This window comes from Gordonia sp. NPDC003376 (assembly GCF_053589235.1).
In genome coordinates, this window is sequence record NZ_JBSFRM010000054.1 from 1 (window position 1) to 4,324 (window position 4,324).

Here is a 4,324-nt window from a genome sequence, read left to right on the forward strand (position 1 = left end):
TGTTCATCGGTGAACACCTGATACCTCGAACTCGTCATCGCCACCAAGGCAGTGTGCCCGCCTCACACCTTCGCAGTTAGGAGACACGCCCTAGCAGCACTTCCCAAACCTGGCTGACTTCCAGCCACATCTGACCACCAACGAAAGGACAACCCACCTCGGGGCCGTGAACCCCGACGCCCATCGACGCTCGGCCACATACTCACGGCCTCGGTCCGGAATTCGGTCCTCCGACCACCCCACCGGACCCACTCACACAGCGGGCGTCACCCCGCGAAACATCGAGGTTAGAAACCATCCACTCGGAGTGCGTCAACTCCGGTCAATCGCCTGCTCGAAGGCCACCGGCTCCCGGGAGGCCGCCGGTCGTATCATGCGTAGCATAGTATCAATGGCGTGACGGCGGCGTTACCCACCGGGACCACTGAGCGATATTGCATACAGAGGATTAGAAGGCGATGAGCAAGTTCCATGTGACGCAGATAGCTACTCACCTTCGAGGCGCTTACGTCGACCTGTGGGACAACACTATATCTGATGAATCGAATCTCAGTCGGATCTTGGCGAGGTACGCTATCGATCTCGAGATTTCCGGAGATAGTTCCGACGAAGTCATGATCGAAGTAACGGATGGCGGAAGAGACCGCGGCATAGACGCAATCGCGATAGACAGAGAGAGCGGCATCGTCACTCTTGTTCAGTCGAAATGGCGAGCAGATGGCACCGGTTCTGTGGACCTGGCTGGCGTGCTCAAGTTCAAGAGCGGAGTAGAAGCGCTCCTACACATGGGCCAGGGCACTACCGAAATGAGCGTGGAGATGGATCACGCAGTCAACGAGATCTTGGCGCGGCCCGGCGCAAGGTTGAAGATGATCGTTGTCACAACAGCGCAGAACCGGCTGGGTAGCGTTTGCGCACAGCCGATCAAAGAACTTCTGGACGCAATCAATGGCATTGGTGACGATTCGATCGAACCCATCGCCTCCGCGAAGGAATACGTCCAGTCTGACCTTTTCAAAACCATCTCAAATGTCCCCGAGTCAAACATCGAACTATCAGTATCCCTTCAAGGGTGGGCGGCGGTCGACGGCCCCCTGCGCGCGTTCTACGGTCGCGCCAGCGTAAATCAGATCGCTGGTTGGTTTCATACTCATGGCGTTCGACTATTCAAAGACAACATCCGTGTTAGCCTGCCCAGTTCCGACATTAATGATGGCATCCATTCCACACTTCTCGGCGATCCCGAGAAGTTTTGGTATTACAACAACGGAATAACTATACTGGCTGCAAGAATAGAATCGAGCCTACAAGGCTCACTCAGTCACGACTCTGGAAACTTCCTTGCCAAGAAGGCAAGCATAATAAATGGTGCTCAAACCGTGAGCGCAATTGCCCGCGCATTGACGACTAATAAAGTTGGTTCGAACGAAAAGGCACAGCCGCCGGCTGAGAACTCGGCGATGGTTCATGTCCGTCTGATCGAGGTTCCAGAGGACGAGAATAGAACTGCTCGATTAATCACCACTTACACGAACACGCAGAACTTCGTCAGCCTTCAAGATTTTGCATCTCTCGATGACAACCAACAACGAATCAAAGAGGAGCTTCGCACACTGGGATTCGACTACGTGCTGAGAAGCGGCGAGATCAGTGTCGATACGAAGCTTACGGAGATAACTTCTCGGAGCGCGGCGGTGGCCCTAGCTTGTGTGATAGGCACTTTGGGTGATGCCACGCTGGCGAAACGCGAAGTCTCCAGACTCTTCGATACCGATTCCTCGACCTATCGCAGCCTCTTCAACTCGTCCACAGACGGCCTTCTCGTGTCACGAGCCTATCGCGCATACTCTGCAATAGAGGAGGCGCTCGACGAAGTTCAGGACGAATCCGACGGGCTACTCTACGGAGTTGCGCTGCACGCCAAGAACTGCATTTGCCACACGCTCCTCGCGAACACCACTACGAAGCAGTTGTCTAATCCAGACTTTGACTTCGAGGTACTACTAGCAGAGCTACCAGCTCGTGCAACGCGAGTCGTGAAAGAACTCGTGGCAAACTTTCCGGACAATGCATACCCTGGCCAACTCTTCAAAAACCGTAAGCGCGTCGAAGCATTGCTCGATTCGGTGAACGATCCGGCTCGTTGAATTAGTTGTCGAAGTGGCGTTTCTACTACCGGCGATAAAGACAAGGCAGGTAACCGATCGTTGACCCAGATCCTGGGTGCTGTGCGACCGCGAACCAGCCTCCGTCATCCGAGACGCGCCGATCTCGTCCTGCAACGGGCGGCCCAATCTACCGGGCGGCGAGTCCGCCGCCGTCCTCTGTGGGCGATTCGCCACGCGACAACCCGTCTTCAGGTTGCACGAGTCGTCGGACTGACCAGCGGGGGTCCTCTCGAAGTGCCCGGGTGGCGGGATTTTCCTCGCGGTGACGAATCGCCTTGGCAAGCGTTCGCCGCACGAGGGGTTCTTTGTCGGCTGCTAGCCTCTGGGCGATGGAGTCATTTCCTGAGCGTGCGCTCATGATCGCCGCCGCGCATCGCAGCTCCTTCTGCGGTGCGGCGGCGAGCACTTCGAGCAAGGGATCGACGATGGGCGTGTCGAGGGAGAGGATTGCGTGAGCGATGTCTGAGTGATCGGCGGAAACGGCAGTGGCGAGTTGAACGCCGAGTGCTCGCACTTGTTCCTGCTCGGCGTCGGTCTTGGCCAGCCGCGCTGCTAGGAAGAGCGCGGAAGGTCGACTGTCTACCGCGCCGTTCCATCGCATGAAGCCAAGGGGATCACCGAGTGATGCGTGAATGGCATCTGACCCCGACATCGGTGTTGTTCGGGCGAGATCCATCGCCTCAGAATGAAAACGAAGTCGCTGAGTTTCTGGAAGGTTGTCCACCAAATTCGACGCCGCGAGCTGGTAGCTGATCCTGTGACGAGGCTCAGAAAAATTCCTCAGGTGTGCTCACTGAAATTCCCCACCTGTGGGCGGCTCCTACTGTAGCGATCTGCGTGTCGGCGCGGTAGCTGCCCGCTGGTTTTGGGTGCGGGCGTGGTGGTCGCGGAGTCGGTAGGAGTCGCCGTCGAGTTTGAGTACGACTGAGCGGTGCAGGAGTCGGTCGAGCATGGCCGCGGCGACGGTGGTGTCGCCGAGGACTTCGCCCCATTCAGCGACTGACCGGTTGGTGGTGATGACGATGCTGGTTTTCAAATATCGTTGCGCCACAACCTGAAATAGTGCGGATGCGGCTTCGGCGGGCAACGGAAGATAGCCAAGTTCGTCAATCACCAGCAGAGTCGGTCCGGCGAAGAACCGCATGCAGGTGGCCCACCTGCCCTCGATCGCGGCTTTGCGGCAGCGGGCGGCGAGGTCGGCCGCGGTGGTCACATAGGTGCGATATCCGGCGTGCACCGCGGCGTGGGCCAACCCGACGGCCAGGTGCGTTTTGCCGGTCCCGGGTGGGCCGACGAGCAGCACGTTGGTCGCTGACTCGAGGTAGGCGCAGGTTCCGAGTTCGCGGATCAGCGCCCGGTCCACACCGGGCGCGGCGTCGTAGTCGAACCCCTCGAGGGTGGCCGGGGTGGGCAGGCAGGCGAACCGCAACCGCCCGGCCAGTCGACGGGCCTCGGTCGCATCGACCTCGATGCCCAGCAGGTGCTCGAGGGTCTGGGTCATCGACCAGTCCTGCTCGCCAGCGGTCTGCAACACCTGCGGCAATGCTTCGGCGGCGGCGTCGAGTTTGAGCACCGCGAGGTGCCCACGCAGTTGCTGATACACCGAGATCTCTGATTGTGGTTGCGGTTCAACAGTATTGGACGTGCTGACTCGGGTCAAGTTGTTGGTGGTGGTCATGGAAGGGAGGTCCTGTTCTGTGCGGCGCGTTCGTAGACGCTGAGATCGATCACCGACGTCTCGGCGGAATCGTCGGTGGTGGTGTTGTTTGTGTTGTTGTGGCGCAATGCTTCTGCTGCATCCGCCCTACACGGCGGTAACGATGTGGACTGGGCGTTGGGGCATGCCGCGGTCCACGGCCGGTTCGCCACCGGCGACCTCGACTCGATACTGGCCAGCAAGGGCCTGGACCTCACCCGCCACAATGCCACCGAACACTCATCCCTGGCCCAAGGAACGAAAGGATGGAATGCACTGGGCACCAACACCATCACACCCTCCAACGACACCAACGACACCAACGATCAGGGGCACCAGTCGTGACTTCCACCCTGCCCCAGCCACTACCCGCCGAGGTAGAGGCATTGATGAAACAACTCCGCCTGCCACACGCCCGCGCCATCACCGCAGACGTTCTGGCCACCGCGCGCGCTCAACG

Annotated in this window: 4 protein-coding genes and 1 pseudogene; 3 read left to right on the top strand and 2 right to left on the bottom strand. The window is 59.0% G+C overall.

The annotated features are described in order from the left end of the window. The first annotated feature begins 458 nt into the window (after nt 1-458). Nucleotides 459-2,147 carry an AIPR family protein gene (locus tag ACWDUA_RS25445; protein WP_449753807.1) on the top strand — a complete coding sequence of 563 codons (1,689 nt, stop codon included), beginning with the start codon at nt 459-461 and terminating at the stop codon, nt 2,145-2,147. A 148-nt stretch (nt 2,148-2,295) separates the two neighbouring features. On the opposite strand, the gene ACWDUA_RS25450 is transcribed toward ACWDUA_RS25445, so the two are convergent. Then, nucleotides 2,296-2,844: a hypothetical protein gene (locus ACWDUA_RS25450; protein WP_449753808.1), complete on the bottom strand. Its 549-nt coding sequence runs from the start codon at nt 2,842-2,844 to the stop codon at nt 2,296-2,298. Nucleotides 2,845-2,988: 144 nt separating this feature from the next. Continuing rightward, a complete protein-coding gene (gene istB, locus ACWDUA_RS25455) occupies nt 2,989-3,846 on the bottom strand; it encodes an IS21-like element helper ATPase IstB (RefSeq protein ID WP_449753809.1) in 858 nt (285 codons plus the stop codon). Nucleotides 3,847-3,927: 81 nt separating this feature from the next. On the opposite strand from istB, the gene ACWDUA_RS25460 reads away from it, so the two are divergent. Beyond that, a complete protein-coding gene (locus tag ACWDUA_RS25460) occupies nt 3,928-4,209 on the top strand; it encodes a hypothetical protein (RefSeq protein ID WP_449753810.1) in 282 nt (93 codons plus the stop codon). Further along, nucleotides 4,206-4,324, top strand: a pseudogene (locus ACWDUA_RS25465) (ATP-binding protein); the annotation flags it as partial. The gene ACWDUA_RS25460 and the pseudogene ACWDUA_RS25465, both read left to right, overlap by 4 nt.

Bases quoted from the DNA above. Each gene is read 5' to 3' on its own strand.
- ACWDUA_RS25445 (WP_449753807.1), top strand. From the start codon at position 459: ATGAGCAAGTTCCATGTGACGCAGATAGCTACTCACCTTCGAGGCGCT.
- ACWDUA_RS25450 (WP_449753808.1), bottom strand. From the start codon at position 2,844: ATGGATCTCGCCCGAACAACACCGATGTCGGGGTCAGATGCCATTCAC.
- istB (WP_449753809.1), bottom strand. From the start codon at position 3,846: ATGACCACCACCAACAACTTGACCCGAGTCAGCACGTCCAATACTGTT.